Below are 26,103 nucleotides of genomic sequence, written 5' to 3'. Positions count from 1 at the left end.
TTCGCTGCGCTACACTTCCTCGCGAAGGGCGCTGTGGGCTCAGGTCGCGCCGGGTCAGCGGGCGACCGAGCTCAGTTGACGACCGGGGTGAAGCAACCGATCGACGTGTCGATGCGGAAGTTCGACTCGGTCGTGTGGCGCTCGGCGAAGAAGAAATCGAGCGTGTAGCTGTTGCCCGGCGTGATGCCGAACTCCTCAGCGCGCGCGTCGAGGTCGATGGTCGCGCTCTCCGGCTTGTGAACACCGCCCAGATCGATCGCGAGGTGGCCGTTGATGAAGGTGAAGAGATCGTCGTCGCCCGAGAAGGTGAACACCTCGCCGCCCTCGTATTCAAACTTGGTGCGGAGCTCGAGCGTGAAGTGGTAGTTGTGGCTCCGGTCCTCGTTGCCAAACCCCATGTCGTCGATCGGGAAGAAGTCGGTGCTGTCGTACGTGGACGTGCCATTCCCGTTGTCGGCGAGCGGGATCGATATCTGGACGGCGGTGTTCACGTCGGGCACGTCGCGGAACCACTGATCGAAGGCCTCCTTGCCGGTCGTGGTCCGCGTGCCCTCGCTGCCGCCCGTATACACCGGCTTGCCGTCCGCGCCGAGCTGAGCCTCCACGAGGCCCCGGTCGCGCCCGAACCGGCCCGCCTCGAAATCAGGGTGCGTGTCCTTGAAGTCGCGGACGATTGCGATGAGATCGCTGCCGCACGCGTCGTCGCCCGAGCTCGGGTTACCGCCCGAGCTGCCGCCGATCTCGCCGAAAGAAGGATCTTGCCCGAAGTCGCCGCCGCTCGCCGTCCCGGAGCTGCCGCTCGCCGTCCCGGAGCTGCCGCTCGCCGTCCCGGAGCTGCCGCTCGCCGTCCCGGCGCCGTAGGAGGCAGCGTCACCAGCGTCGCTGGCCCCTCCTGCACACGCGGTCGCCGCCACCAGGGTCACGCACGCCGACACCGCCACCACCATCCGCCGATGAGCCATCATGTCTTGCCCCTTTTCCCGACCGCCAGAAGCCATCGAACCCGCACGGGACGACGTCTGAGCCCGCACGTCGCCAGCGTCCTTCACGGTGGGCAGCGGTGGGTCGAACGGGTCAAAAATTCTTCGACAAAAAAGCTCGGCGTCCCCGGCCGCAACCCCGGAGACATTCTGCATCAGGAGCAGAAAGTTCAAACGTATCTGAAGCTCGTCATGGCCTGTCTACGCCGCGGGACGTGGCCCTCCGCGCAGGAGCTCCGTAGAAGCAGTACCCCTTACCCCACAGGGGGAATCGGTAGGTGCCATACTCCCAGGTGAACGCGTCGCCGAGCGGGGCGACCATCTCCCGCAGCTCGGCCTGGCATGGCGCGAGGCGTCTCGCCGCGCGACGCGGTGGAGCGACGTCATCGCGGGCGCCGCGGCCGTCGGCCCCTCGTTCGCGCTCACGCTGCTCGCCGCGCACCACGCCGGGCTCCCCCCTGCGGCCGCGCTGACCTGCGCCGTCATCGGCAGCGCCGTGGTCGCGCTCTTCGGCGGCACGACGCTCGGCCTCGCCGGGCCAGGCCTCGCGATGGGCTTCGCGCTCGCCGACGTCGCCCGCGACTACGGGGCGGCGCCCCTCGCGCTCGCGGGCGCGATGTGCGGCCTCTTTCAGCTCGTCGTCGGGGTGCTCGGGGTCGGCCGCTTCGCTCGCCTCGTGCCCCTCTCCGTCGTGCACGGCTTCGTGCTCGGCCTCGGCGCGCTGCTCGTCATCCAGAGCCTGCCCGACGCGCTCGGGCTCGCGGCGCCCGCGGACCTCGACCCGCTGCGCGCGCTCGACCACATCGGCGCCCACCTCAGCGGTGCGCGCGCCCCGGCGCTCGCGATGGCCATGCTCGCGGGCGCGGCCACGTGGCTGGGAGCCCGCTACGCGCGGCGCGCCCCGGTCGCGCTGCTCGCGATCGCGGCGTGCACCTGGGTCACACGACGAGCGCACCTGGATCTCCCCACGCTGTCCGATATGCCGTTCGCGCTGCCGCTCGGCCCGTGGCCCAGCGAGCCCGCGCACGGCGTGGCGCAGTTCGGTCGGGCCGCGCTCGTCCTCTTCGCGCTCGCCTCGATGGAGACGCTGCTCTCGGCGAGCGCCGAAGAGGAGCGCGTGCCCGGCGCGCGCCGTGATCGTGCGCCAGCTCGACAACCTCCGGCGGTTTCCGCTGGTGCGCGACCGGCTCGCGAGCGGTGAAATCGAGCTTCACGGCTGGTTCTATGACGTCCGTCAGGCCGAGCTCTTCGAATGGGACGAGGCCAAGCGGGCGTTCACCGTCATGGAGGGTCGTGGCGCGAACGAGGTTCGCTCGGAGCCACCGCCCTTGCGCTGAAGGACATCGATCTACTCGCCAGCGGCGCGGCGCAGGGGGCACCGGCTCGCGTGCCCGCGCGGGGCTCGGCGGACCGCTCGGCGGCGCGCCCATTGACCGCGGCCCGTGCCGGCACGAGTTATCCATCATGAACGCGCCAACGTACGAGCTGTACTACTGGCCTGGCATTCAGGGCCGCGGCGAATTCGTGCGCCTCGCGCTCGAGGACGCCGACGCTCCTTATATCGATGTCGCCCGGCTGCCCGCGGCGAAGCACGGCGGCGTCGCCGCCATGCAGAAGCTCATGAAGAGCCACGCGCTCGCGCTCGAGCCCTTCGCGCCGCCGTTCCTTCGCTCCGGCGATCTCGTGATCGCCCAGGTGGCCAACATCCTCTTCTACCTCGGCCCGCGCCTCGGCCTCGCGCCGGACGACGAGGCGAGCAGGCTCGGCGCCCATCAGCTCCAGCTCACCATCACCGATCTGGTCGCCGAGGTGCACGACACGCACCACCCCATCTCTGTCGAGCTCTATTACGAGGACCAGAAGCCCGTGGCCCTCCGCCGCAGCCAGGCCTTCCTCGCCGAGCGCATGCCCAAGTTCCTCGGCTATTTCGAGCGCGTCCTCGAGCGCCACGGCGGCCGTCACGTCCTGGGAGGCGCGATGTCCTACGTGGATCTCTCGTTGTTCCAGGTGATCGCGGGGCTCCGCTACGCGTTCCCGCACGCCATGGCCGCCTTCGCGCCCAGGATCCCCGGGCTCGTCGCCCTGCACGACCGCGTGGCCGAGCGCCCGCGGATCGCGGCCTACCTGGCCTCGGAGCGGCGGATACCCTTCAACGAAGACGGCATCTTCCGGCACTATCCGGGGCTCGATCCGGCGCCGTCGAAGAGGCGGTGAATCCGCCACCGCCGCGGTCGATCTCCTCGATCGGCTGAAGCGCGATCTGGAGACGTGACGCGGGAGGCCTCGCGTCACGACGGCGGGACGACGGCGGTGGCGGGCGTAACCACCACCTTCCCCCGCGCGCGACGGCTCTCCAGATAGCGGACCGCCTCCGGTACCCCGCTCAAGGGATAACGCCGATCGAGCACCGGCCTGACCGTGCCCGCTTCGATCAGCTTCGTCAGGGCGATGAGATCGGCGGCGCTCGGACGCGACGCGTGCGCCTTCATCGCCTTCGACCCGGACCATCGCCCCAGGAGCGCGACCCGCAGAAACGCCCCGGTGGTTCCTCCGACGAGCACGTACGTGCCGCCATCGCGGAGCACGCGCCGGTAGTCCGAGACGGATCGGTAAGCCGCCGCGTCCACGATCAGGTCGTACTCGTGCCCGCTCCGGGTGACGTCCGCGCGCGTGTAGTCGACGACGTGATCGGCGCCCAGCGACCGCACCAGATCGAGGTTCCTGGTGCTGCACACCCCTGTCACCTCCGCGTTCAGGGCCTTCGCGATCTGGACAGCGAACGTCCCCACCCCTCCAGAGGCGCCGTTGACGAGCACCCGCTGCCCGGCCCGAGCCCGCCCGCAGTCGCGGAGCGCCTGGAGCGCAGCCAACGCCGCCAAGGGGACGGCCGCCGCTTCCTCGAAGCTCACGTTCGACGGCTTCGGGGCCAGCGCCTGCTCCGACGTGCAGACGTATTCCGCAAAGCCTCCCCACCCGTAAGCGGACAGATCCCCGAACACCTCGTCGCCCACCCGGAACCGGGTCACGTTCTTCCCCACCGCCTCCACCCGACCGGCGATGTCGGCGCCGGGCACCCGGTGATTCGGCGCGAAGAGCCCGAAGCCGAGAAACCGAAGGAAGAACGGATCTGCCCGCATCATGTGCCAGTCGGCCGCGTTCACCGACGCGGCCTCGATCCGCACGAGCACACCGTCGTCCCTGAGCGCGGGCATGGGGATCTCCTCAAGCCGCAGGTTGTCCGCCGAACCGTATTCGTACTGAACAATCGCCTTCATCGCATTCTCCCGTGGCGAGCCCCTTCGCCGCCCGCTGCGATGGTGGTCCCGGAGGCCGCACGCCGCCGCTCCACGCGGGAGCCTTTCAGCTCCCAGCGGGAGGACCGTGCTTCGAGCCGGCCCCTGGCGGCACCTACCCCTCGTGGCGATGCTCCCCGCGCGCCCCCTCGCCGTCCGCGGCAGCGAGCGTCGCCCCCAGGGCGCTCAGCCCACCGTCGACGGGGGCACGCCGAACCGCTTGCGGAACGCGGCCGCGAACTTGCTCGGGTTCTCGTACCCCACCCGCTGCGCCACCTGGGTCACGTTGCACGCCCGCTGGCGCAACAGGCGATGGGCCTCTTCCAGCCGGTGGTTCCGGAGGTACGCGAAGACCGGCGCGCCGAAGAGCGTGCGGAACCCCGCCTTGAGCTTCACCTCGTTCAGCCCGGCGTGCCGGGCGAGCTCCGGGAGCGTCGGCGGGTCCACCATGCGCGCCAGCAGGGCGTGCCGCGCCCGCTCGAGCCGCGCGATGTCGTGCTGCGAGAGGAGCGGCGACGCAGCGCTCTCGCTCTCCTCCAGCTGATCGACCATGGCCGCCATCAGCTCGATCCCCTTGGCCTCCAGGTAGAGCTGCCGGGAGAGACCCTTGGCGTCGCAGCCCAGGATCTCGTCGAGCAGCCGGTACAGGGTCGGCGACATGGCGTGCGTCGCGCGCGGGTAACCCCCGGTGTCGGCCACGATCCGCTCGAGGGGCGCAGGCAGGACCTGCGAGCCCAGGAGCTCGCGGAGCCGCCATGCGTCGATGATGAGGCAGAGGCTGTCCTGATCCTGCCCGAGGGCCGACTCGTCCCATTCGCACACGAGCTTCAGCGGCCTCTTCACCTGGCCGATGCGGAATGTCCCGCCCCCGAGGAGAAAGCCGTCTCCCTCGCTGCTCCTCACCCGCATGTGGGGTCCCCGCGACAGGACGAACTCCAGCCCCGTCGGCGCGTGGTCGATGACCATCCCCGACGCCCACGCCCACCGGCACCGGGTGGCGGAGAGGGAGATGCCGGAGCGCAGCGTGGAGGCGCTGATGAGGCCCGTGTTGCCCTGCAGGTCCCAGCGCACCTGGCGCTCGAACGGGGTGGGCGTCTCGATGGGTGCGGCGCCTTGGAGGATCCCCGCCGCGAACGTCTCGAGATCGCGCTCGCTTCCCTCGATCCTCATCGCCTCCATGCGGACGTTTTAGCACGCGCCGCGCCCGGCTGGCTGCCGGCGAGGGACCAGCTGCCCCTCGGTCCTCGGTCCTCGGGCGATGCGCTGACACGTCGCGACCGCGTGGGCGCCCGGGCGCTCACGGGGGAGCCTGCCGGAGCTGGATGGCGTGCTCGGCCGCCATCGTATACCGGCGGTTCTCGGCCTCGTCGGGATCGAGCCCGAGCTCGCCATAGCGATATGCCATGGCCAGCGCCCCGCAGGCTGTGGAGTGAAAGCGGCCCCTTAGATGCATAGATTAACGATTGATAGAGCGCCGTTTCCCAGGAGGCCAGATCGCATGGGGTTCTCTATGTCAGCCAACGCGTGCAGCGTGGCCGTGCGGTGGGACCGGTGATGCCGCGGGCCCTTCACCGCGAGCGACGCGACGGCGGAGGGCGCCCCGTTGGGCCACACCAGAACCGCCCTCGGCGGCGAAACAGGCGGACGCCATGAGAATCGCTACTGTTTCCAGCGACCGCTCGCCATCGACCGGTGTTTCTGGCGGTGTTTCTGACCCGCGGAGCTAGCAGTCGAAGACCCCGGCGCCCCGCTCGATCTCGCCGAACGGATCCATGAGCGCGCGCACGATTAGGCGCGCCGGCGCGCTCTCGATGCTGCCCGCCGCGCGCCACGTCACATAGCGGAGCTCACCCAGGAGGGCCCCGGCGAGCGGCGTATAGACCAGATCGAGCGCCGAGGGCCGGACGCCGTTGGCCTCGTAGCCGTACTCCCAGAGGTGGGTGCCGGCGACGGCGAACGCGAACGCGGCCGGGGCGCCGAAGCGGCAACTCCGCGCCCTGAGGTACATCTCGCTCCCGAGCAGGCCGTGGCCAACCACGTTGATCGGCCATGGGTCGTGATCCCACCGGAAGGCGGGCTGAGCGGCGTCGAAGAGCGGCGGCTTCGTGAGCGCCTCGCCATACTGGTATCCCCATCGCTCCACGCGGAAGTCGGCGAAGGGCTCGGGCCACAGCACCGCCTCCACGCTGCGGGTCACCGTGAGCACGGCCAGGGTGTGCACGATCGGCGGCGCCCAGGCGGGCTCCACGGGCTCGGCCGCCGCAGCGGCGCGCGGCCATGCCTGGGGCTCCCCCGCGGCAGGCGCGCGCTCCGGCAAGGGGGCCGGGAGGCTCGGCGGGAATGCCGCCTCAGCCGGAGGGACCGCCGTCGTCCGGCCGGCGCACGCAGAGACGAGGACGGCGAGAGAAGCGGCAGCGCACAGGCGGATCTGGGCCATTGGGGAGCGGCCGCGGCGCGCGGTGGGTGCGGCGGCCAGACCCGAGTCTAGAGCGACAGACGGGTTGAAGCCGCATGCAAACAGCGAGAATTTGAGCCGCCAAGTCGCCAAGGACGCCAAGATTTTTAAGGACTTCTTGGCGACTCGACGGCTCATTTTCATGTCTTCTTGGCGACCTTGGCGACCAGGCGGCTTATTTCTCTGGTTTCCAAGCTGCTCGGCGCTCCAGCGCGACCGCGGGCCTGACGGCGCGCCGACTCGCCGCGGGCTGGCGTAGGCTCCCGCGGCTTCATCGCGCCTCGCCCGCCCCGATCGCCCCCACCACGACGGCCGCCAGCGTCCGCGCCGCGTCCCGGAGCACGCCCTCCGAGTGCGCGCCGAACCCCAGGATGAGCCCGGGCGCGCGCGGCGCGCGGGCCGAAGCGCGCGCCGCGGTGCTGCGCGAGAGCGGCAGCGCGTCCACGCCCCGCGCCGCGAGCGCCTGGACGATGGCGACGTCGTCCGAGCCCGCGGGCAGGTCGAGCGTCAGCACCGAGCCCCCCGCGGGCGCCCGCGCCCGGACGGCGCTCGGCAGGAGCAGCCCGAGCTCCGCGAGCAAGAGATCGCGGCGGTGCCGCGTCGCCTGCTTCAGCTTCCGGAGGTGGCGCGCGAAGTGGCCCTCGTCGATGAAGTCGGCGAGCGCGGCCTGCAGCAGGTAGGGCGGTGCGCGCGTCGACGCCGCGCGCACCGCGGCCACGGCGCGCACCAGCGCGGGCGGCACGATCATGAAGCCGAGCCGCAGGCCCGGGAACAGCGAGCGGCTGAAGGTCCCCACGTGAATCACGCGATCCTTCACGCCCTCGAGGTCGAGGCCGAGCAGCGAGGGCAGCGGCGAGCCGTCGAACCGCAGCTCGCCCTCGTAGTCGATCTCGACGATGACGGCGCCCGCCTTGGCGGCCCAGGACAGCAGCTCGATGCGCCGCGGCAGCGTGAGCCGCGCCCCGGAGGGGAACGCGTAGGCCGGCGACACGAAGGCGACCCGCGCGTGTGGCACCCGGCGCACGCCGACGTGCACCCGGAGCCCGTCCTCGTCGACCGGGATCGGGATCAGCCGCGCGCCCGCCATGCGCACCGCCGCGCGGAGGGCGAGCGGCCCCGGGTCCTCCACCCAGGCGGCGTCGCCCGGGTCGAGCAACACGCGGCAGCAGAGGTCCACCGCGGCCAGGGATCCCTCCGTGATGAACACCTGGTCGACCGTCGCGCGCACGCCGCGGGCCACCGCCACGTGGTGGAGCACGGCGCGCCGGAGCAGCGGCGCGCCCCGCGGATCGTGGTCGAGGGCGTCGGCCGCCGACATCGACCGGACGCGGCGCGCGAGGCACCGCTCGAGGATGCGCCACGGCAGCAGCTCGAGGTCCGGAAGGCCGACGCCGAACGGGCGCGATCGCGCGCGGCTCCCGAGGAGCGCGTCGAGCTTGTCGGGGGGCACCACCGCCGAGAGCCGCCGCGCGCTCTTCGACGTGCGCGGCGCGGCCGCCGCCGGCTGGACACGGGCGGCGCCCTGCCACCCCGCGCGCGCCGGCACGAGGGCGACGACCGGCGCCCGCCGGGGGCGGATCACGATGGTGCCGTCCGCGGCCAGCGCCTCGTACGCCGCCACGGCGGTGTTGCGCGACACGCCGAGCTCCCGCGCGAGCTCGCGGGACGACGGGAGCAGGTGATCGGGCTGGAGGACGCCGTCGAGCACCGCGCGGCGCAGCTGCTCGACCAGCTGGGCGGCGAGCGTCGCCGGCGCGCCGCGCTGCAGGCGGAGGAAGGCGTGGGCGGCGTGAGGGGTGGAGCGCGCTGGCACCATCGAGACGGCCTCTGCTGGCACTTTCCAGGGTGCCAGCTCCAGGGCACGCTGTCGACGAGGAGCCAGCCATGCCCACCGCCGATGACCCCACGTCGCTGTCTTCCGCCCGCGAGCGGCGGCCGCTCGAAGGCGACAAGACAGGCGAGCTCTCGTCGCGCATCGCCCGCCGCGCCGCCGGGGCGCACGCGGGTCAGCCGCTCGATCGGCTCCTCGCCGAGGACCTCCCGGGCAACGAGCTGACCACGCTCCTGCTCCATTGCCTGCGCCGGCGCGCGCTGCGGCGGAGCTTCGCCGACGTCCTCGACCACGCGGAGCGCGCGCCGATGACGCACGCCTCGGCCGCGGACGCCCGTCGGCTGCACGCCCTCGACGCGGCGGCGTTCGCGGCGGCGGCGGGCTTCGAGGCGGTGGATCTCGCCCCGATCGGGCCGCTCGGCGCCACGGCGTGCGCGGGCGTCGAGCCGAACAACGTGCTCGCGACGGTCCGCTTCGCCGAGGTCGCCGCGGATCCCACGACGGGGCTCGCGCTGCACGCCGCCCGGCGCCGACGCGGGACCCGGGGCGGCGAGCCGCTGCGGTTCTGCGCGAGCCAGCGCGTCCTGCGCATGCAGCCCACGACCCAGCCGGGCTTCACGCCGCACTTCCGCCTGTTCGCGCTCGTGACGGCGGCCCGCTCGCCGGGCCGCGGCGAGGACGACGCGTGCGAGCGGCGCGCCCTGCTCGAGCACCTCGTCGTCTGGGCCGATCTGGTCCGCGCGCTGCCCCACGCGGGCTTCCGCGCGGCGGGGCTGCGCGTCGTGCTCTCCGACACGTCGCTGGTCCGGGCGAGCCTCGGCGCGCGCGGCCTCGACGCCGACGCGATGGCGCGGCGGGCGAAGGCGCACGAGCCCGGGTCGACGGAGGCGGCCCTGCGCGAGGCCTCCGTCGATCTCCCGCGCGCCGCGGCGGATCTCGTGGGGGCCGCGCGGTCCATCGGCCTCGGCCCGGAGCTCCTCGCGCGCGCCGAGCGCTGGGTCGCCGAGGTGGGCGAGCCGCTCTCTCGCGCGCGGCCGGAGGTCGAGGTCGTCTACGATCTCGCGCGGCTGCAGGGGCTCGGCTACTACGCCGGGCCGTTCATCCAGCTCGTCGTCCGGCGGGACGACGGCCTCGAGCTCCCGCTCGGCGACGGCGGCGCGGTGCCGTGGCTCGGCGAGCTGCTCTCGAACCGCCGCGAGCGGATGGTCGCGACCGGCGTCGGGAGCGAGATTCTCGTGAAGCTCTTCGATCGATCGGAGACCCGGGCCGGCGAGGCTCGACCGGAAGGAGCGACCCCGTGATCCTCGAGATGCCCGCGTTCACCCTGCGTCCCTGGGCGGCGGTCGACGTCGGCGCGCTCGTGAAGAACGCGAACGACCGCCGCGTCTGGGCGAACCTCCGCGATCGCTTCCCGCACCCGTACACGCGCGAGGACGCCGAGGGCTGGATCGCGCACTGCGCGGCGCGGGCGCAGCCCGGCGAGGCGCTGGCGATCGTGGTCGAAGGCGAGGCGGCCGGCGGCATCGGCCTCGAGCGCTTCGACGACGTGCACCGGCACACCGCGGAGATCGGCTACTGGCTCGGCGCGGCCTACTGGGGCCGCGGGCTGGCGACCGAGGCGGTGATCGCGCTGACGCGGTACGGCTTCGAGCAGCTGGGCCTCGAGCGCATCCAGGCGGGCGTCTTCGACTGGAACGGCGCGTCCGCCCGGGTGCTCGAGAAGGCGGGTTACGCGTTCGAGGCGCGGATGCGCCGCCACGTCGTGAAGGACGGGCGGGTGGGCGACGTCCTGCTCTACGCGCGCGTCCGGGAGGGCGCGCGCGTAGAGCAGCCGTGAAGCGCCGGGCAGCCCCGGAGGGCGCCGCCGTGTGCCGGTCGACGCCTCACCCGCGCCGGCGGTCGTCGCCTCCCGCGGACGGCGCGGGCGCCCCTGCCGCGGCGGGCGCCTCGTGGGCTGCCGGCTCGGCGATCGGGAGCGTGAAGTAGAACCGGGCGCCCTGCCCGACCTCGCTCTCCACCCAGATGCGGCCGCCGTGCGCGTCGACGATCCCCTTGGCGATGTAGAGCCCGAGGCCCGTGCCCTTCTTCCCGGGCCTCTCCTCCTTCCAGAACCGTTCGAAGATGCTCGTGAGGTTCTCGCGGGGGATCCCTGGCCCCGAGTCGAGGACGGCGAAGCGGGCCATCGCCCCGTCCCGGTCCACCGAGAGGGTCACCTGGCCGCTCTGGGGCGTGAATTTCAGCGCGTTCCCGAGGAGGTTCGATAACACCTGGAGCACGCGCTCCCACTCCGCGCGGATCACGAGCCCGGGCTCCTTCAAGCGCTGCTCGAACCGGACGTGCTTCGACTCGGAGAGCGGCCCGAACATCTCCATCGTCTCGTGCAGGAGGTCCTCCACCGCGCACGGCTCCGGCGTCACGGAGAACTTGGAGGCCTGCATCGTCGTCACGTCGAGCATGGTCCTGATGAGGTGCTCCATCCGCAGCGAGACGTGCTCGATCGACTCCGCTTGCTGCCGTATCCGCTCGGAGTCGGCGCCCCTCCGCAGCCGCGCTGCCTTCAGCGCGATGGCGCCGAGCGGGTTGCGCAGGTCGTGGGCCACGATGCCCATGAGCTCGTCGCGCGCCGCCAGCGCCGTGCGCGCGGCGTCGCGGGCCTCCCGCGCCTTGTTGTACGGGCCGCCGAGGAGCTTCGTGAAGTACCAGGAGATCCCCAGGCCTGCCAGCACCAGCAAGCCCAGCAGGCCGTCCAGCCACATCTCCAGCCGGGCTCGCTCCGCCTTCGCGTCATCGTAGAGGTGCTCGAGGATGGCTTGTTTGTGGTCGACGAGGCGGCCGAGGGAGGCCTCGAGCTCGCGGTGACGCGGCCTCAGCTCCTCGTCGAACCGGCGCACGAGCGAGCTCGGGTCGTCGGTCCGCTGACGGGCGGCGAGCAGCTCCTCCTGGATCCGGACGAGGCGCCTGGCCGCCTGCTCGACCTCCGCCACCAGCTGGAGGCCGATCGGGCTGAGCGCATGGTCGCGAAGAGCGCTGACGTGCTCATCGAAATGCCCCCTGGCGCTCTTCGCCTCCTTCAGGAGCTCGCGATCGCCGGAGATGAGATAACCCCTGCCGTGAGACACGATGAGCTCGCTGCTCCACCGGAGCCGCTCCACGAGCGTGATCTCGTGCTCTTTGGCGCGCAGCCGATCGATCTGAGCCTCAGCCACGGACGAGAAGCGCCGCACCGAGAACGCCATGCCGACGGCCAGGAGCAGCGTGAGGATGGCGTAACCCATCCTCGCCGTGGCCTCGAAGCGCGTCCGCGTCGGCATGACCGAAGTTCCGTCCTCTCGACGGGCGCCGGCGGATCCGTGGGGCTGAGCCACTCGACGAAGGCTTGGGCCACGCTCCGCGAAGAGCAAGCTGCCCCCAAGCGCCGCGCGGCGCGGCGAGGCGCGCTCCGGCGAGCGGGGGCGTGGCAGGTCGGCGCGCGGCGAGCATGGCGGCTCGGCCTGGCGGGAGGAAGCGCGCATCGAGGCCATCAGCCATCAACGGATGACAAGCAAACGTTCCTCGGTGTAAAGAGTGTGCGTCATGACCGATCGAGCGGCGAACCGGGTCCGCGAGCGGCGCGAGGCGCGCGGGCTGTCCCAGGTGGCGCTCGCCGAGCGCGCCCGCCTCACGAGGCAGAGCGTCGGCGCCATCGAGGCGGGCCGCACGACCCCGGCGGTCGACGTCGCGCTGCGCATCGCGGGCGCCCTCGACTGCCAGGTCGAGGACCTCTTCGGGGCGCCGAGCGCGGCGTCGGACATCGCGACCGAGACCGACGCGCCGGCGGCACTGGGCCGCGCCGCGGTGGCGCGCATCGCGGGCCGCTGGGTCTCCTACCCGCTCGTGCAGGACGCGGTGCGGACGGCCGCGGACGGCATCGTGACCGGCGAGCGGCGCGGGATGGCTGTCGTCGAGCCCCTCCGGGAGCTCGCGGAGGTCGAGGAGAACGTCGTCGTGATGGGCTGCGCGGCCGGCCTCGGGCTGCTCGCCGACCGGCTCAACACGAGGCCGGGGCCCGGGCGGTTCCTCTGGTTCCCTCGCTCGAGCACCGCCGCCCTCCAGGCGCTGGCCCGGCAGCGGACCCACATCGCGGGGGTCCACCTCGTCGACGCGCGCACCGGCGAGGCGAACGTCGCCGACGTCCGCCGGCTCGGGCACGCCGAGCCGATCGTCCTCATCACGCTGGCGCGCTGGGAGGCGGGCCTCCTCGTTCGCCGCGGGGACGCGGACCGCATCCGCGGCGCGGCCGATCTCGGTCTCCCCGGCCTGCGCCTCGCCGGCCGCGAGGCGGGCGCCGGCGCCCAGCGGCTCCTCGAGCGCGAGGTGCGCAGCCACGGGCTGCCGCTCGATCTGGCGCGCAAGCCGCGGCTGCGGGTCGCCGGCCACCTCGACGTCGCGCGCGCCGTGGCGATGGGCGCGGCGGACACCGGCGTCGCGACGCGCGACGCGGCGATGGCGTTCGGGCTCGGCTTCGTGGCCCTGACCGAGGAGCGTTACGACCTCGCGGTCCCGCGCGAGGGGCTCGCCGACCGCAGGGTCCAGCGCCTGCTCGACGTCCTCGTCTCGGGAGAGTTCCGCCGTGAGCTCTGCGCGCTCGCCTACGACGCTCGCCAGGCGGGCGAGCAGGTCGCCGAGGTGCGAGCGGCGTGACGGCGCGAACGGAGCCACGGAACGACGGAACGCAGGAGTCCTCCAGATGAATTGCCCCGGACGACAGCTGTTGCGAGCCCTCCCCCTCCTGATAGTCGCCGCGTGCCTCGCCGTCCTCGGCGGCTGCGAGCGCTCGGAGCCGGCGTCTGCCCAGCGAGAGGACAAGCTCGTCGTCTTCGCCGCCGCCTCCCTCCGGGACGTGTTCACCGCGCTGGGCGAGGACTTCAAGCGCGCCAACGCGGGCGTCGAGGTCACGTTCAACTTCGCCGGCACGCAGGAGCTCCGCACGCAGCTCGAGCACGGCGCCGCCGCCGACGTGTTCGCCTCGGCGGATCAGCGCCACATGGATGAGCTCGTGAAATCCCGGCGCGTCGCGGGCCCGGTCGTCTTCGCGCGCAACGAGCCCATCCTCGTCGTCGCGAGAGAGAGCGCCGCGACCCTCCGGGGGTTCGCCGACCTCCCCGCCGCGACCCGCATCGTCATCGGCACCCCCGAGGTCCCGATCGGCCGCTATACGCTGCAGATCCTCGATCGCGCGTCGGCCTCCCTGGGCGCGGATTTCCGCGCGCGCGTGGAGTCCAGGGTCGTCTCGCGCGAGCCCAACGTGCGGCAGGTGCTCGCCAAGGTGCGCCTCGGCGAAGCGCAGGCGGGCGTCGTCTACCGGACGGACGCGGAGGCGGCGCAGGACGGCGTCGTCGTCGTGGCGATCCCGCCCGAGGTCAACGTCATCGCCGAGTACCCGATCGCCGTCGTGTCCGGCGCCGCGCACCCCGATCTCGCGCGCGCGTGGGTCGACCTCGTGACGTCGGAGGCCGGACGGACGGCGCTGTGGCGCGCCGGGTTCCTCGTGCCTTCCGGGAGCGGCGCGCTCCCGTGAGCGGGCGCCTCCGCGCGGAGCGGGTCGCCCTGGCCGCGGTCGGCGCCGTCCTCGTGGCCTTCCTGGCCGTCCCGATCGTCGCCTTGTTCGCGACGGCCACGGCGGCGGACGTCGAGCAGGGCCTCCGCCACCCCCTCGTGTGGCCCGCGCTGCGCCTGAGCCTCCTAACGACCTCCGTGAGCCTCGCCGTCGTGGTCGTCCTCGGGACGCCGCTCGCGTGGACGCTGGCGCGCTCGCGCGCGCGGCTCTCGCGCGCCGTCGAGGCGGTGGTGCAGCTGCCCATCGTCGTCCCGCCCGCGGTCGCGGGCGTCGCCATGCTGCTCGCGTTCGGCCGCCGCGGGCTCCTCTCGGGGTGGCTCTACCCCGCGGGGTGGTCCGTCACGTTCACGACGACCGCGGTCGTCGTCGCCGAGGTCTTCGTCTCCGCGCCGTTCTTCGTGCAGGCGGCGACCAGCGCGTTCCGGAGGGTCGACGCGAGGCTCCTCGTCGTGGCGCGGACCTTCGGCGCGTCGCCGCTCCGGGTGTTCTTCCGCGTGGCGCTGCCGCTCTCGGCCCCCGGGCTCGCCGCGGGGGCCGCCATGAGCTGGGCCCGCTCCCTCGGCGAGTTCGGCGCGACGCTGATGTTCGCCGGGAACCTGGAGGGGCGAACGCAGACGCTGCCGCTCGCCATCTACACGGCGCTCGAGTCGGAGCTGCGCGCCGCGCAGGCGCTGTCGATGGTCCTCGTCGTCGTGGCGTTCACGCTGCTCCTGTTCGTGCGCGCCGTGCTGCGGCGCTCCACCGAGCGCCCCGAGGCGGCGCCGTGATGGCGGCCGACCGCCTCTGCGCCCGCGTGACCGCGCGCGTCGGGCGGTTGCGCATCGACGCGGAGCTCGACACCGGCGACGGGGCGCTCGTCCTGGTGGGGCCCAACGGCGCCGGGAAGACGACCTTGCTCTCGCTCCTCCTCGGCATCTTGCCCGTGGAGCGAGGGCGGGTGGAGGTCGGCGAGGCGGTGCTCCTCGACACCGCGGCCGGGATCGACGTGCCCGTCGAGCAGCGCGGGATCGGCTATGTGCCCCAGGATTACGCGCTGTTCCCGCACCTGAGCGTCCGCGAGAACGTCGAGTTCGCCGTGAGGAGCGACCCCTCGCGGCGGAAGCGCGCGGCCCACGCCGCCCACATCGACGCCATGCTCGACGACCTCGGCATCGCCGCGCACGCCCACCGGCGGACGCAGGCGCTCTCCGGAGGCGAGAAGCAGCGCGTGGCGCTCGCGCGCGCGCTCTCCGTGAGCCCGAGGGCGCTGCTCCTCGACGAGCCGCTCGCCGCGCTCGACGTCCATTCGCGCCGCGAGGTCCGCGCGTTCCTTGCGGACTACCTGCGCACGCTCGCCCTGCCGACCGTCGTCGTCACGCACGACGCAGCGGACGCCCGGCTCCTGGGAGATCGCATCGCCGTGCTCGAGGCCGGGCGCGTGACGCAGACAGGCACCTGGGAGGAGCTCGCCGCCCGCCCGGCGTCGCCCTTCGTGGAGGAGTTCGCCGCCGCGGCGCGCAGCAGCGGCGAGCAGCGATAGCTGCCTCCGGAAGCTCACGCTCAGCGCAAATTTTCAGCACGGGCCAACGAGACCCGCTTCCGCTTCATCGGAATTGAAAATGCGAATCATTCGCCATATCGTCCGGCTCGGGAGGTCGACTTGGCAAACGCGAAGGACTGTCGTCACGAGACCCTGGCCCACAACGGCGTCGCGCACGTCCAGCGGTGCCTGGATTGCGGGGGCATCTCGGTTCACCTCGGCCCCGTCTCCATTCGGCTCGACGAGTCGAGCTTGGAGGCGCTGTGGGCCGTGCTCGGCGAGGCCGCCATGGAGCTCCACGCGAGGAAGGCGAGCGATCTGACGTACGTCGCGCGGCGAGGTGTTGCGTGAGGGCCCGAGCGCTCGCGCGCGCGGCCACGACGGCCCTTCCCCTGGAGGGGCCCTACGGGGCGCTGCGCGCGAGGGCTCGGGAGCTCGCCTGCGCGGCCATGGGGCGCTTTGGCCGGTGGGTCGCGGTGGTGGGGGGCGCGGCGATGTTCGGCTTCGTCGGCGCGTTCGTCGCCCTGAGCGCCGGCTGGCTCGCGTGGCCCGGCTACCTGACCGTGGTGTCCGGGTCGCTGCTCCTCTACGCCGCGTGCCTCATCGTCGGACACGCCGGCGATCCGGTCGCGCTCCGGCGCCGGGAGGGAGCCTCTCGTCAGGGGGCCTCTCGCGCGTCAGCGCTCGGCCCCGGCAGCGCTGCAGTCCTTGCAGATGCCGAGCAGCTCGTGGACGTGACCCGTCAAGCGGAAGCCGAATCGCTCCGCGACGTCGCGCTGAAGAACCTCGATCGCCTCGAACTCGAACTCCACGACCTTGCCGCAGCGTGTGCAGATCAGGTGGTCGTGATGTTCTCGCTCGAACGCTCGCTCGTACCGCGCCCCCTCGCCCTTCGACACGAGCGTCATCTGGAGGAGCCCCGCCTCGACCAGGAGGGGTAGGACCCGGTAGACAGTGGCGGGGTGGGCATCGACGACGCCGCCCTCGCGGAGCTCCTTCAGCAGATCGTCGACCGAGAAGTGGCCTCGCCGCTGGAGCGCCGCGCGCGCGATGGCGTCGCGGACCGACGACCCCTTCAGGCCTCGCTGCCGCACCGTGCGCCGCAGCCGTTCCAGCGCCCGCTCCAGGCCGGCCTCGTCGAGCGCAGGCGGCGGGGTCACGTGACGCACGCGGGGAACTATACGAACCGCTCGCAAGATGGTCAACGCTCCCCCGCCACCTCCGCGGGGGCGCGCGCCACGCGCCACGCGCCACGCTCCACCCTTGTTGCGCCGGAAACGGCCGAAGATCAGGCGTCCAGCGTCCCTCCGGCGCGAGCGGGCGCTCTGTAGATGGCCAAGAGGCAAGGTGAGAACCAGGGGTTCGTCTCGCCCGGGATCGTGTGACGTACCAGCGTCCGGACGGGCGGAACGAGCTTCCAGACCACACGCCGCACCGCGAGCGACGCCGTTTTGTCCAGCCACACGTCGAAGTGGCCGCCGGTGTAGCAGGCCTTGACCAGCTCGGCACCGTTACGGTGGGCCGCGGCTTCGAGGAACGAAAGATTCATGATGCGGGTGTTGTGATCGTCGAGGTTCGCGCGATCCAGGAGCCAGCGGAGCGCCTTCTGCCCGCCGGCGATGTTCGGCATCGCCACCACCACCGTGCCTCCCGGCTTCACCAGCTCGAAGTGGCGATCCACGACCGCCGCCGCATCCTCGAAGTGCTCGATGAAGCCGAAGGACGCGACGATGTCGAATTTCTGTGCGGATTTCCACGAGAAGAAGTCCTTCTTCTCGAGCGTCCCGACCTTGACACCGAGGCTCTTCAGCTCCTGAGCGACGATCGCCGGGTCGCACGCGCAGTCGATGCCGTTGACGGTGAACCCGTGGTGTATCCCGATCTCGGCGAGGATACGGCCAGACCCATAGCCGATCTCGAAGAACGACAGCCCATCGTCACGGGGCAGGAACGGGGCGACGACATCGTAGAGCTCGATCCCATCGCTCGGATCGCGCGGAGCGCCAGCGTTGCCTCTCCAGTAGTTCGCCCAGTAATCGTGTGAAGTGAGCATCCTCGCCGCCTCCTGGATCACCCGCCCATGGGAACGATCCTCCCCACGAAATGAAAGAGAGCCGCATTCGAGCGCCGGCGCCTCGAGCAGCCCGACGAGGCGCACATGCGCGCCTCGCGTGCGCTGAACCATAACAGGTGTATTACGATTTCAACCGGATTCTCAGTGTCCGGGCGAAGAGCGGCGCAACACTCGACTGTCCAGAGCGGCCGGCGCCGTAAGCGTAGAGGGGCAGAATGGCCGTGACGAAGTCCTCGCAAGGAGCGCCCTCACGCGAGGACGACGCCGCCGTCTACAACGATCGACGGATCACGACCGGGGCATTGGGGAATGGCCTGTCCGGCGTCACGTGGTTTCCCGAGGAGCGCCGACACCGATGGGCAAGGCGCTCTCTCAGGGTGCTTCCCGTCGATGCGGCTAGGGCGCTCTCGGTTTGTTCGGCGCAGACGGAGGCTCCTCGACCATCCGACGCAAGCGCTCGATCGCGCGATCCCAGCCCGCGGAGATCCCGTCGAGGAACGCGCGGGCCTCCTCGATCCGCCGCGGATCGAGCGCATAGAGGACCTCGCGCCCGCGCCTCTCGTGCGTCACGAGGCCCGCGCCCTCGAGCACCTGGAGGTGCTTCACGATCGCCTGTCGCGTCACCTTCGCTCCGTCGGAGAGCGCGGTCGCCGACAGCGCCCCTCCGGCCCCGAGCCTGGTCACCACCGACAGCCGCGTCCCGTCGCCCAGGGCGAAGAAGACGTCGGCGACCGCGTGGTCAGGCGCCGCCGACATACTTCGCGAGGTTCTCGGCCTGCGCGGCCCATCCGCCCTCGTTCATGCGGAACGCGCGCTCGCGGCGATGCGCTGGCACACGGTCGAAGCCGGACTCCACGATGGTGAGCAGGGTGCCTTCAGCGACCCCCTCGAGGCGGAACTCGACGAGCGTCGTCGGCTCGTTCTGCGGGTCGGCCTCGGCGTCGATGCCATACGGGATCCAGCGAAAACTGAAGTACCGCTCCGGCTCGATGCGCTCCACCGTGCAGAACACCGCGCCCTGCTCCGGGAGCTTCACCTTCGAAGGCCGGAGACCGCGGCTCTTCTGGTAGTCGATGATGGCGGCTTCGTTGAGCTCCTCATCGAATGTGCCGGTGAGCGTCTTGCCCGCGACGAACTCGCCCTCGAGCTCCACGCCGAACCAGCGCCCGAACTCCCGGGCGTCCGCGATCGCCCGCCACACGCGCGACACGGGCGCGCGCAGCGTGACCCGCTTCTCGATCCTGTCCGTCGATGCCATGTGCAACCTCCTGGATGCACAATACAAAGCCGCGCGAGGATGTGCAACCATTTGATTGCACATCGTCCGCGCAGCGCGACCGTGGCGTCCGGCGCCAGCGAGGCGCGCGAGCGTCAGCGCGACTGTGGCGTCCGGCGCCAGCGAGGCGCGCGAGCGCCAGCGTCGCGTCGACGGCGCGATTCAGGGGGTTCTCCACCTCGGGCGTTCGACGGGTTCGACCTTCGCTTGACTTCCGGGTCTCGATCCACAACCATATGGTTGTGGATTCGCTGAGCACGACCCTGGCTGCCTTGAGCGACGCCACCCGGCGCGCGATCCTCGTGCGGCTCAGGACGGGGCCTGCGTCGGTGCACGAGCTGGCGCAGCCGTTTCAGATCTCCCAGCAGGCCATCTCCAAGCACCTGGCAACCCTGGAGCGAGCGGGCCTGATCGAGAAGCGGCGCGACGGGCGACAGCACGTTTGCCAGCTCAACCCTGCGCCGATGCGCGAGGTGGCGACCTGGGTCGAGCAGTACCGGCAGCACTGGGAGGAGGCGTTCGGCCGCCTGGACGACCTCCTTCACGAGCTCCATCGGCCAAAGAGAGGGTGATCACGTCATGATGCAATCGCCTCGAGTCCCCCACGACCCCACGGTCGTCATCGAGCGCACGTTCGATTTTCCGCGCGACGTGGTGTTCGATGCGTGGACGAACCCCGACCTGCTCGCGCGCTGGTTCGCGCCGCGGGGGTGCACCATCCGCTTCGCGCGGATCGACGTCCGGCCGGGAGGAGGCTTCCACTCCTGCATCCACAACCCGCAGTTCGGCGATTGCTGGACCGTCGGTGTCTATCGCGAGATCGTGCGGCCGGAGCGGCTCGTGTTCACCATGCGCATCGCGGACGAGAAGGGGAATCCCGTCTCCTCCGAGAGCCAGGGGCACGATCGCGGCTGGCCCGAGGAGACGCTCGTCTCGATCACCTTCGTCGAGCGAGACGGGCGGACGCTCGTGAGGCTCGAGCAGAACGTGAGCGAGGCGCTCGCTCGCCGGACGGGCGCGCACCCGAGCTGGCTCCAGATGCTGGACGCGCTCGGCGAAGAGCTGGCGAGGGGCGCAGAGGCCCGGCCAGGACATCGATCAGGTTGATCTTGTGATGATTTCCGGCGCTCCGGTGGAAGGCTCGACGGCCTCGCCGGACCATGACCGTTTGCAGACACGAACCGCTCGCAGACACGCAAAACGATAAGGCCGACATGACGACACCGATCCTTTACGCACACCCCTTCTCGTCCTACTCCCAGAAGGCGTTCATCGCCTTCTACGAAAAGGGCGTCCCCTTCGAGCTGCGCCTGCTGGAGCCTTCCAACCCGCAGGCCGGCGCAGAGCTGGCGGCGATCTGGCCGCTCGGCAAGTTCCCCGTGCTCAAGGCCGGCGACCTCACCCTGTGGGAGGCGACCATCGTGGTCGAGTGGCTCGACCAGACCCATCCGGATCCTGCCCGCCTGATCCCGCTCGATCCGGCCGCCGCGCTCCAGGTGCGGATGTTGGACCGCATCTTCGACAACTACGTCATGAATCAAATGCAGGTGATCGTGAACAACCGCATCCGCGAGATGCAGTCCAACCCGCGCGATGAGTACGGGGAGGTCCAGGCCCGCGCCGCGCTGGACAAGGTTTACGCCTGGCTCGACGGCGCGCTCGCCGGCCGCACCTGGGCGACAGGCGACGCCTTCACCCTCGCCGACTGCGCGGCCGCCCCGTCGCTGTTCTACGCCGACTGGGTCCACCCCTTCGACGGCCACCCGAACCTCCGCGCCTACTACCGCCGCCTGCGAGAGCGCCCGTCCGTCGATCGCGCTGTGGAGGGCGGCCGCCCCTACCGCCACTACTTCCCGGGCGGCGCCCCGACAGATCGCGACTAGCTCCGGAGCTCTCGCGGCTCGGCGGCGCCTCTCGCTTCAGCCCGCGGCAGGGTCGTCGAGGTTCTCCACCACCCGTCGCAGCGTCGCCATCAGGGCGGCGCGCTCGCGCTCGTTCACGCCCGACATCGCGCGCTCGACCACCCGCTGCATGGCGTGCTTCACGGCGGGAAGGCGGGCCTTGGCCTTGGCCGTGAGCGACACCTGACGCGCGCGGCCATCGGTCGGGTCGGGCACGCGCACGATCAGCCCGTCACGCTCCATCCGGCCGAGGAGCGCCGCCATCGTCGGCTGCTCGACGTGCGCGCGCTCGAGAAGATCCCTTTGCAGGAGCGGACCGTTCTCCTCGAGGGCGATGATCACCGGGAGGTAGGCCATCCCGAACCCGAGCGGGCGGAGCTGCTCCTCGAAATGGCGCATGATCAACCGAGACGCGTGGTTGATCCAGAAGGTGGGCACGGATTCGGGCGCCCAGGCGGGGCCTCCCTTGACTTCCATAGCATGCGATATACATGAGAGGTGTCCCGAAGGCAACCGCAACCCGAGCCCAGGAAGACCCCATGCCACCCACGCCCAGCGCCTACTTCGACCGCGCCTATCGCCGCCCCCTCACCCTGTGGGGAGATATTCGGATCCCTCCCGAGATCGCCGCGCTCGTGCGCCGGGGAGCGCCGAACGGTGTGCTCGAGCTCGGGTGCGGCGTCGGCCGCTTCTCGCGCTACGCCGCCCGCCAGGGGCTCCGCGTCACCGGCGTCGATTTCTCCCCGGTCGCCATCGAGAAGGCGCGCGCCCGCGTGGCCGCGGACAAGGTCCGGCCGGACTTCGTCGTCGGCGACGTGACGAACCTGGACGCGCTCACCGGCCCGTTCGATCTGTCGTTCGACGTCGGCTGCTTCCATTGCCTCGACGCGACCCAGCAGGGCCTCTATGTGTCGGAGATCTCCCGTCTCCTCGCGCCGGGCGGCACCCACCTGATCTGGGCGATGGACGCGGCGCCGGCTGGCATCCCGCTCCACGCCGCCGCCGTGGAGACGGCGTTCGCGCCTCGCTTCGCGCTGCGCGACGCCAGAGCGAGCCGCCGGCGCCTCGTCCGATCGCACTGGTACTGGCTGGTCCGCTCGGCGGAGCAGCTCGACTCGCCTTGATGCATAGCATGCTATCAACACAGGACTCCCCATGATCACCGCCATCACCAATGTCCGCGTGTTCGACGGTGACGTCGGCCATGCGCCCACGACCGTCCTGATCGACGGCAGCACGATCCTGGCCGTAGGCGCACCGGCGCCGAGCGGCGCCGCGATCGTCGACGGGACGGGGGCGACGCTGCTCCCCGGCCTCATCGACGCTCATGTCCATACGAGCGAGGCCGGCCTGGCGCTCGCATTGAAGTTCGGCGTCACCACCGAGCTCGAGATGCAAGGGGTGCATACCAGGAACGACCGTGCCCACATCTCCGGCGACGACACGCTCGCCGACGTGCGCTCGTCGGGCTTCGGGCTCACCCCGCCTGGAGGACACCCGAGCGAGCTGTTCCCGAAGGGCTTCGACCGCCGCGGGGCGGGCGGGCCGCCGCGGCCGCGGGTGGACCCGATCGTCGTGCCGCACGTGACCACGCCGGAAGAGGCGGTCGCCTATATCCCGAAGCTCGTGGCCGCCGGCTCCGACTACATCAAGTTCATGGTGGACGACGGGAGCGTCGAGGGACACCCCGGCCTCCCGATGCTGGACCAGGCGACCCTGAACGCCGGCGTCGCCGAGGCCCATCGTCACGGGAGGCTCACCCTCGCGCATGCGCTCACCCTCGACGCGACCCGCATGGCGCTCGACGCGGGGATCGACGGCCTTACCCACCTCTTCATGGATCGACCGCACACCCCGGAGATCGTCGAGCGGATCGCGGAGTCCGGCGCATTTGTCGTCGCCTGTGTCACGCTGAACGCGTCGATGATGGGGATCACCGGCGCCGAGCTCGCCGACGACCCTCGCGTCGGCTCCCGCCTCGACGAGAGGTGGACCGAGACGCTGCGCAGCAGCTTTGGCCACTATCCGCAGGGGAAGATCGAGGACGTGCTCGCCTCGGTGAAGGCGCTGAGCGACGCCGGGGTCGACGTCCTCGTCGGCACCGACGTCTCGATGCCCTTGCCGTTCCTCGGAGGTCTCGCGCACGGCGCGAGCGTCCACCACGAGCTCCACTACCTCGTTCGGGCAGGCCTCACGCCGCGCCAGGCGCTGAGAGCGGCAACCGCCTTGACGGCTCGGCGCTTCGGCCTCGATGACCGGGGGCGGATCGCTCCCGGCTTGCGGGCCGATCTCCTGCTCGTGGAGGGCGATCCGACCACCACGATCGGCGACACGTTGAATATCCGGGCGGTCTGGCGCCGCGGCGTTCGCGCCGCGCTCTGAAGATCCCCGGAGCTCAGGTGGCGCGAGCCGGCGGGAGCTCGCCTGTCGCGAGGTCGTAGATCAGCGCTGCAATCGCAGAGAGATGGCCGGGCGCCGCTACGGGCGAATCGCCAGCAGCTCGGCGGCCTGACCCGGCGCCGCGGCGGCCACCATGTCGATGAGCATCCGGGGCTCCGCAGCGCCGAGCGCGCCGAGGTTTCGGAGCTCCTGGGTGCGGCTCATGAGCCAGAACAAGCAGGTCGTGAGCGGGCGCGGAAGGCGACTGAGCCATGCCACTTCCGTCGGCGTGACGGCGTGGCCCAGGCCGCGTACGACGTGGAACGCTCGGGCGAGCGCGGCGGCGTAGCGGCGCGCCTCACGCCATGTGATGCCGGCGTTCCGGTGCGCCACGACGACGCCGATCGACATGAGCGGGATCACGAAAGCGGCGTGCGAGCGCAACCATCCGTGCATGTCGGCGCTCGTCACGGTCGGGATCCCCGCAGCGCCGAACACCCGCGCCCACGCCGCATTGCCCACGGTGGTGCCGCGCAGGACGCGCCTCCGCAGCTTGCCGTCGATGAGGTGCGCCAAGACGCCGCCGGGGAAGCCGAACGAGAACCGCTCGGCGCCCACCGCGTCCCGCAGGCGATCCAGCGGCTCGAAGGTGTTGAACATGAACATGATGTGCTTCGCGGCGCTCTGGCGCAGCGCGGGCAGGACGCTCTCGACCTGCGGCGCCAGCACCGTCACGAGCACCAGATCGTAAGGGACGGTCGGGTCGAGCGTGCCGGCGACAGCCACGGGGGCGCGCGCGCCATCGCTCAGCACGATGGCGCGGTCTTCCTGCAGGCGCTCCAGCCGCGCGCCGCGCGCGACGGCCGTGACCTCGTGTCCGTCTCTGGCCAGATGGTAAGCGAACGTACTGCCGATAGCTCCTGCGCCGAGCACCGCGATCTTCATGCCGGCAACATAACCTGCGTCGGAGAACCATGTTTTTGCGTGGATGAAAAACAGTTCTGCATGGACGCAAACCATCCGTGCTGGCAGAGTCGCACCATGGACTGGGATGACTGTCGTGTACTGCTCGAGGTCCACCGCCGCGGGAGCTTCCTCGCGGCCGGACAGCGCCTCGGGATGTCGGCTTCCACGGTCATGCGCCGCGTCTCGGCGCTCGAGCGCACGCTCGGGCGCTCCGTCGTCCACCGGACGAGCCACGGGGTGCGGCTCGAACGCGAGGCCCTCGCGCTCGTGAACATCGCCGCTGGGTTCGAGCAAGCGCTGGGGGCGCACGATCGTGAGCGAGCCGGCACCGTGCGCCTCTCCGTGCCGGAGGGGTTTGGCGCCGTGGCAGCGCAAGCGGCGCGGCGATGCTGGGAGCAGGACCGGACGACCATCGTCGAGGTGTCGGTCGAGTCGCGGCTCGTCGATCTGGCGGAGCGCGAGGCCGACATCGGGCTCCGCGCGGGGCGTTCGGCCTCGAACGTGCTCATCGAGAAGCGCGCCGGCGAAATCGAGCCGGCTCTGTACGCGAGCGCCGCCTACCTGGCGGCGCACCTGCCCAGACGCCTGCTCACGCGAGAGGACTACCCCGAGCAGCGCTTCATCGTCGACGAGCGGGTCACCCAGGGACTCGGCCCCTTCCGCTGGCTCGTGGAGCGCGGCGCGCAAAACTTCCCGCTTCGTTCAAACGCCGTGGAGACGCGGCTCGAGGCGGCACGGGCAGGCATGGGCATCGTCGTGCACGGGGCCGGCGTCGATCTTCCGGGTCTTGCGCCCGTGGCGCTCGACGCCGCGGGTCCGTCGGTCCCGTTCTACGTCGTGATGCATCGAGAGCTGCGCCAGGTGCCGCGCATGCGCGCGATGGCGAGGGCGTTGAGCGAGATATTCGCGGAGTACACGGCCAAGAGCACGTCCGGCGGATGACGGCGTGCGAGCCACGCCGCTCCGGCCTGCCGACCGGCGCAACGGCGGGATGGTGCTGGAGGCACCGGCGCTCGGCGACCGCGCCCGCTGGTGCCCCGTGTGCGCCCCTGGACACCTGCGCGGATCCGCGCTGGCCAGCCGCAAATGACCGATGCCCCTCCCGCCGCCCCTGCGGTAGCATGAGCCATGTCTTTTGTTCCTCTCGATCTCTCCGACAACAAGGGTGAAGCCAGCCGGCCATGAGCACCGAGACGATCGTTGGGCCCGACGGCCGAGCGCGTTGCCGCTGGTCCGGTGCAGCGCCGGAGTTCATCGACTATCACGATCGCGAGTGGGGGTTTCCGGTCAGCGACGACCGCCGCCTGTTCGAGAAGATTTGCCTCGAGGGCTTCCAGTCCGGGTTGAGCTGGCGCACCGTCCTCGCCAAGCGTGAGAGCTTCCGCGCTGTGTTCCACGGCTTCGACGTCGCCAAGATCGCTCGCTTCACCGGGCGAGACGTCGAACGGCTCCTCGGCGATGAGCGGATCATCCGCCACCGCGGCAAGATCGAGGCGGTCATCAACAACGCTCGACGCGCCAGAGAGCTCGTCGAGCGTGAGGGCTCGCTGGCGGCGTTCGTCTGGCGCTACGAGCCCGACGCCGCGCGGCTCGCGCGACCGCAGACCGTGACGACCTCGCCGGAGGCGATCGCCCTCTCGAAGGACCTGAAGAAGCTCGGCTGGAAGTTCGTCGGCCCCACGACGGTGTACTCGTTCATGCAGGCGATGGGGCTCGTGAATGATCACGTCGAGGGCTGCTTCATCAGGGCAGAAGTCGAGCGCTCGCGCAGGACGTTCGAGCGCCCCCGACGCTGACAGCTCGCGCCCGACGCCCATCGCGCCGAGAGGGGCG

The 26,103-nt window shown here is 71.4% G+C and carries 29 protein-coding genes; 17 read left to right on the top strand and 12 right to left on the bottom strand.

Annotated elements, in window-relative coordinates; translation table 11 throughout:
* Window positions 1-71 precede the first annotated feature (71 nt).
* Complete coding sequence (locus WME90_RS06730) at window positions 72-965, bottom strand: fibro-slime domain-containing protein (protein ID WP_437280242.1); 894 nt, start codon at window positions 963-965, stop codon at window positions 72-74.
* Between the two features lie 298 nt (window positions 966-1,263).
* On the opposite strand from WME90_RS06730, the gene WME90_RS06725 reads away from it, so the two are divergent.
* The 3 genes from WME90_RS06725 to WME90_RS06715 all read left to right on the top strand — a co-directional run bounded on the left by WME90_RS06725 (window position 1,264) and on the right by WME90_RS06715 (window position 3,194).
* Complete coding sequence (locus WME90_RS06725; RefSeq protein WP_437283570.1) at window positions 1,264-2,181, top strand: SulP family inorganic anion transporter; 918 nt, start codon at window positions 1,264-1,266, stop codon at window positions 2,179-2,181.
* The gene (locus tag WME90_RS06720) at window positions 2,114-2,317 is read left to right on the top strand and encodes a carbonic anhydrase (RefSeq protein ID WP_437280241.1); all 204 of its coding nucleotides are present in this window, start codon (window positions 2,114-2,116) and stop codon (window positions 2,315-2,317) included. The genes WME90_RS06725 and WME90_RS06720 overlap by 68 nt, the downstream gene beginning before the upstream one ends.
* Before the next feature lie 127 nt (window positions 2,318-2,444).
* On the top strand, window positions 2,445-3,194 hold the full coding sequence (locus WME90_RS06715; protein ID WP_437280240.1) for a glutathione S-transferase: 750 nt from the start codon (window positions 2,445-2,447) through the stop codon (window positions 3,192-3,194).
* A gap of 74 nt (window positions 3,195-3,268) precedes the next feature.
* On the opposite strand, the gene WME90_RS06710 is transcribed toward WME90_RS06715, so the two are convergent.
* From WME90_RS06710 to WME90_RS06695, 4 genes are all read right to left on the bottom strand, one after another.
* Entirely contained in the window at window positions 3,269-4,255 is a 987-nt protein-coding gene (locus tag WME90_RS06710) for an NAD(P)-dependent alcohol dehydrogenase (RefSeq protein ID WP_437280239.1), read from the bottom strand.
* 204 nt (window positions 4,256-4,459) lie between these two features.
* Window positions 4,460-5,443, bottom strand: a complete 984-nt coding sequence (locus WME90_RS06705) for a helix-turn-helix transcriptional regulator (RefSeq protein WP_437280238.1) — start codon at window positions 5,441-5,443, stop codon at window positions 4,460-4,462.
* Between the two features lie 553 nt (window positions 5,444-5,996).
* Window positions 5,997-6,521 (bottom strand): DUF3943 domain-containing protein, encoded by a 525-nt coding sequence (locus WME90_RS06700; protein WP_437280237.1) that lies wholly within the window; start codon window positions 6,519-6,521, stop codon window positions 5,997-5,999.
* Between the two features lie 478 nt (window positions 6,522-6,999).
* Window positions 7,000-8,544: a PLP-dependent aminotransferase family protein gene (locus WME90_RS06695; RefSeq protein ID WP_437280236.1), complete on the bottom strand. Its 1,545-nt coding sequence runs from the start codon at window positions 8,542-8,544 to the stop codon at window positions 7,000-7,002.
* A gap of 68 nt (window positions 8,545-8,612) precedes the next feature.
* On the opposite strand from WME90_RS06695, the gene WME90_RS06690 reads away from it, so the two are divergent.
* Window positions 8,613-9,860 carry a hypothetical protein gene (locus WME90_RS06690; RefSeq protein ID WP_437280235.1) on the top strand — a complete coding sequence of 416 codons (1,248 nt, stop codon included), beginning with the start codon at window positions 8,613-8,615 and terminating at the stop codon, window positions 9,858-9,860.
* Window positions 9,857-10,396, top strand: a complete 540-nt coding sequence (locus WME90_RS06685) for a GNAT family N-acetyltransferase (RefSeq protein WP_437280234.1) — start codon at window positions 9,857-9,859, stop codon at window positions 10,394-10,396. The genes WME90_RS06690 and WME90_RS06685 overlap by 4 nt, the downstream gene beginning before the upstream one ends.
* A gap of 46 nt (window positions 10,397-10,442) precedes the next feature.
* Here the strand turns inward: WME90_RS06685 and WME90_RS06680 are convergent, their stop codons facing one another.
* Window positions 10,443-11,870: an ATP-binding protein gene (locus WME90_RS06680; protein ID WP_437280233.1), complete on the bottom strand. Its 1,428-nt coding sequence runs from the start codon at window positions 11,868-11,870 to the stop codon at window positions 10,443-10,445.
* 262 nt (window positions 11,871-12,132) lie between these two features.
* Between WME90_RS06680 and WME90_RS06675 the strand changes: the two genes are divergently transcribed.
* The 5 genes from WME90_RS06675 (at window position 12,133) to WME90_RS06655 (ending at window position 16,025) form a co-directional block, all read left to right on the top strand.
* The gene (locus WME90_RS06675) at window positions 12,133-13,239 is read left to right on the top strand and encodes a substrate-binding domain-containing protein (protein ID WP_437280232.1); all 1,107 of its coding nucleotides are present in this window, start codon (window positions 12,133-12,135) and stop codon (window positions 13,237-13,239) included.
* Between the two features lie 70 nt (window positions 13,240-13,309).
* Window positions 13,310-14,116 carry a molybdate ABC transporter substrate-binding protein gene (modA, locus tag WME90_RS06670; protein ID WP_437280231.1) on the top strand — a complete coding sequence of 269 codons (807 nt, stop codon included), beginning with the start codon at window positions 13,310-13,312 and terminating at the stop codon, window positions 14,114-14,116.
* On the top strand, window positions 14,113-14,922 hold the full coding sequence (locus tag WME90_RS06665) for an ABC transporter permease (RefSeq protein WP_437280230.1): 810 nt from the start codon (window positions 14,113-14,115) through the stop codon (window positions 14,920-14,922). Before modA ends, WME90_RS06665 begins: the two co-directional genes overlap by 4 nt.
* Window positions 14,922-15,674 carry an ABC transporter ATP-binding protein gene (locus WME90_RS06660; protein ID WP_437280229.1) on the top strand — a complete coding sequence of 251 codons (753 nt, stop codon included), beginning with the start codon at window positions 14,922-14,924 and terminating at the stop codon, window positions 15,672-15,674. Before WME90_RS06665 ends, WME90_RS06660 begins: the two co-directional genes overlap by 1 nt.
* Before the next feature lie 120 nt (window positions 15,675-15,794).
* Window positions 15,795-16,025 (top strand): hypothetical protein, encoded by a 231-nt coding sequence (locus WME90_RS06655; protein ID WP_437280228.1) that lies wholly within the window; start codon window positions 15,795-15,797, stop codon window positions 16,023-16,025.
* 326 nt (window positions 16,026-16,351) lie between these two features.
* Here WME90_RS06655 and WME90_RS06650 read toward each other — a convergent pair whose 3' ends face one another.
* The 4 genes from WME90_RS06650 to WME90_RS06635 form a co-directional block, all read right to left on the bottom strand.
* Complete coding sequence (locus WME90_RS06650; protein WP_437280227.1) at window positions 16,352-16,843, bottom strand: Fur family transcriptional regulator; 492 nt, start codon at window positions 16,841-16,843, stop codon at window positions 16,352-16,354.
* Between the two features lie 119 nt (window positions 16,844-16,962).
* Entirely contained in the window at window positions 16,963-17,727 is a 765-nt protein-coding gene (locus WME90_RS06645; RefSeq protein WP_437280226.1) for a class I SAM-dependent methyltransferase, read from the bottom strand.
* Window positions 17,728-18,144: 417 nt separating this feature from the next.
* The gene (locus tag WME90_RS06640) at window positions 18,145-18,504 is read right to left on the bottom strand and encodes an ArsR/SmtB family transcription factor (RefSeq protein ID WP_437280225.1); all 360 of its coding nucleotides are present in this window, start codon (window positions 18,502-18,504) and stop codon (window positions 18,145-18,147) included.
* Entirely contained in the window at window positions 18,488-19,006 is a 519-nt protein-coding gene (locus WME90_RS06635; protein ID WP_437280224.1) for an SRPBCC family protein, read from the bottom strand. Before WME90_RS06635 ends, WME90_RS06640 begins: the two co-directional genes overlap by 17 nt.
* A 260-nt stretch (window positions 19,007-19,266) precedes the next feature.
* Between WME90_RS06635 and WME90_RS06630 the strand changes: the two genes are divergently transcribed.
* The 3 genes from WME90_RS06630 to WME90_RS06620 all read left to right on the top strand — a co-directional run bounded on the left by WME90_RS06630 (window position 19,267) and on the right by WME90_RS06620 (window position 20,907).
* On the top strand, window positions 19,267-19,596 hold the full coding sequence (locus WME90_RS06630) for an ArsR/SmtB family transcription factor (protein ID WP_437280223.1): 330 nt from the start codon (window positions 19,267-19,269) through the stop codon (window positions 19,594-19,596).
* 7 nt (window positions 19,597-19,603) lie between these two features.
* Window positions 19,604-20,131: an SRPBCC family protein gene (locus WME90_RS06625; RefSeq protein ID WP_437280222.1), complete on the top strand. Its 528-nt coding sequence runs from the start codon at window positions 19,604-19,606 to the stop codon at window positions 20,129-20,131.
* 107 nt (window positions 20,132-20,238) lie between these two features.
* Window positions 20,239-20,907: a glutathione S-transferase family protein gene (locus WME90_RS06620; RefSeq protein WP_437280221.1), complete on the top strand. Its 669-nt coding sequence runs from the start codon at window positions 20,239-20,241 to the stop codon at window positions 20,905-20,907.
* Window positions 20,908-20,943: 36 nt separating this feature from the next.
* Here the strand turns inward: WME90_RS06620 and WME90_RS06615 are convergent, their stop codons facing one another.
* Window positions 20,944-21,402, bottom strand: a complete 459-nt coding sequence (locus WME90_RS06615; RefSeq protein WP_437280220.1) for a MarR family winged helix-turn-helix transcriptional regulator — start codon at window positions 21,400-21,402, stop codon at window positions 20,944-20,946.
* Window positions 21,403-21,464: 62 nt separating this feature from the next.
* On the opposite strand from WME90_RS06615, the gene WME90_RS06610 reads away from it, so the two are divergent.
* Window positions 21,465-22,049: a class I SAM-dependent methyltransferase gene (locus tag WME90_RS06610; protein ID WP_437280219.1), complete on the top strand. Its 585-nt coding sequence runs from the start codon at window positions 21,465-21,467 to the stop codon at window positions 22,047-22,049.
* 31 nt (window positions 22,050-22,080) lie between these two features.
* Window positions 22,081-23,307: an amidohydrolase family protein gene (locus WME90_RS06605; RefSeq protein WP_437280218.1), complete on the top strand. Its 1,227-nt coding sequence runs from the start codon at window positions 22,081-22,083 to the stop codon at window positions 23,305-23,307.
* Between the two features lie 96 nt (window positions 23,308-23,403).
* On the opposite strand, the gene WME90_RS06600 is transcribed toward WME90_RS06605, so the two are convergent.
* The gene (locus tag WME90_RS06600; RefSeq protein WP_437280217.1) at window positions 23,404-24,384 is read right to left on the bottom strand and encodes a ketopantoate reductase family protein; all 981 of its coding nucleotides are present in this window, start codon (window positions 24,382-24,384) and stop codon (window positions 23,404-23,406) included.
* On the opposite strand from WME90_RS06600, the gene WME90_RS06595 reads away from it, so the two are divergent.
* Both WME90_RS06595 and WME90_RS06590 read left to right on the top strand, forming a co-directional pair.
* Window positions 24,346-25,212 carry a LysR family transcriptional regulator gene (locus tag WME90_RS06595; RefSeq protein ID WP_437280216.1) on the top strand — a complete coding sequence of 289 codons (867 nt, stop codon included), beginning with the start codon at window positions 24,346-24,348 and terminating at the stop codon, window positions 25,210-25,212. The genes WME90_RS06600 and WME90_RS06595 overlap by 39 nt on opposite strands.
* 239 nt (window positions 25,213-25,451) lie before the next feature.
* On the top strand, window positions 25,452-26,066 hold the full coding sequence (locus WME90_RS06590) for a DNA-3-methyladenine glycosylase I (RefSeq protein WP_437280215.1): 615 nt from the start codon (window positions 25,452-25,454) through the stop codon (window positions 26,064-26,066).
* Window positions 26,067-26,103: the final 37 nt, after the last annotated feature.

The organism is Sorangium sp. So ce375 (genome assembly GCF_051473855.1).
GTDB lineage: Bacteria > Myxococcota_A > Polyangia > Polyangiales > Polyangiaceae > Sorangium.
This window is presented reverse-complemented; position numbering and strand designations above follow the sequence as displayed.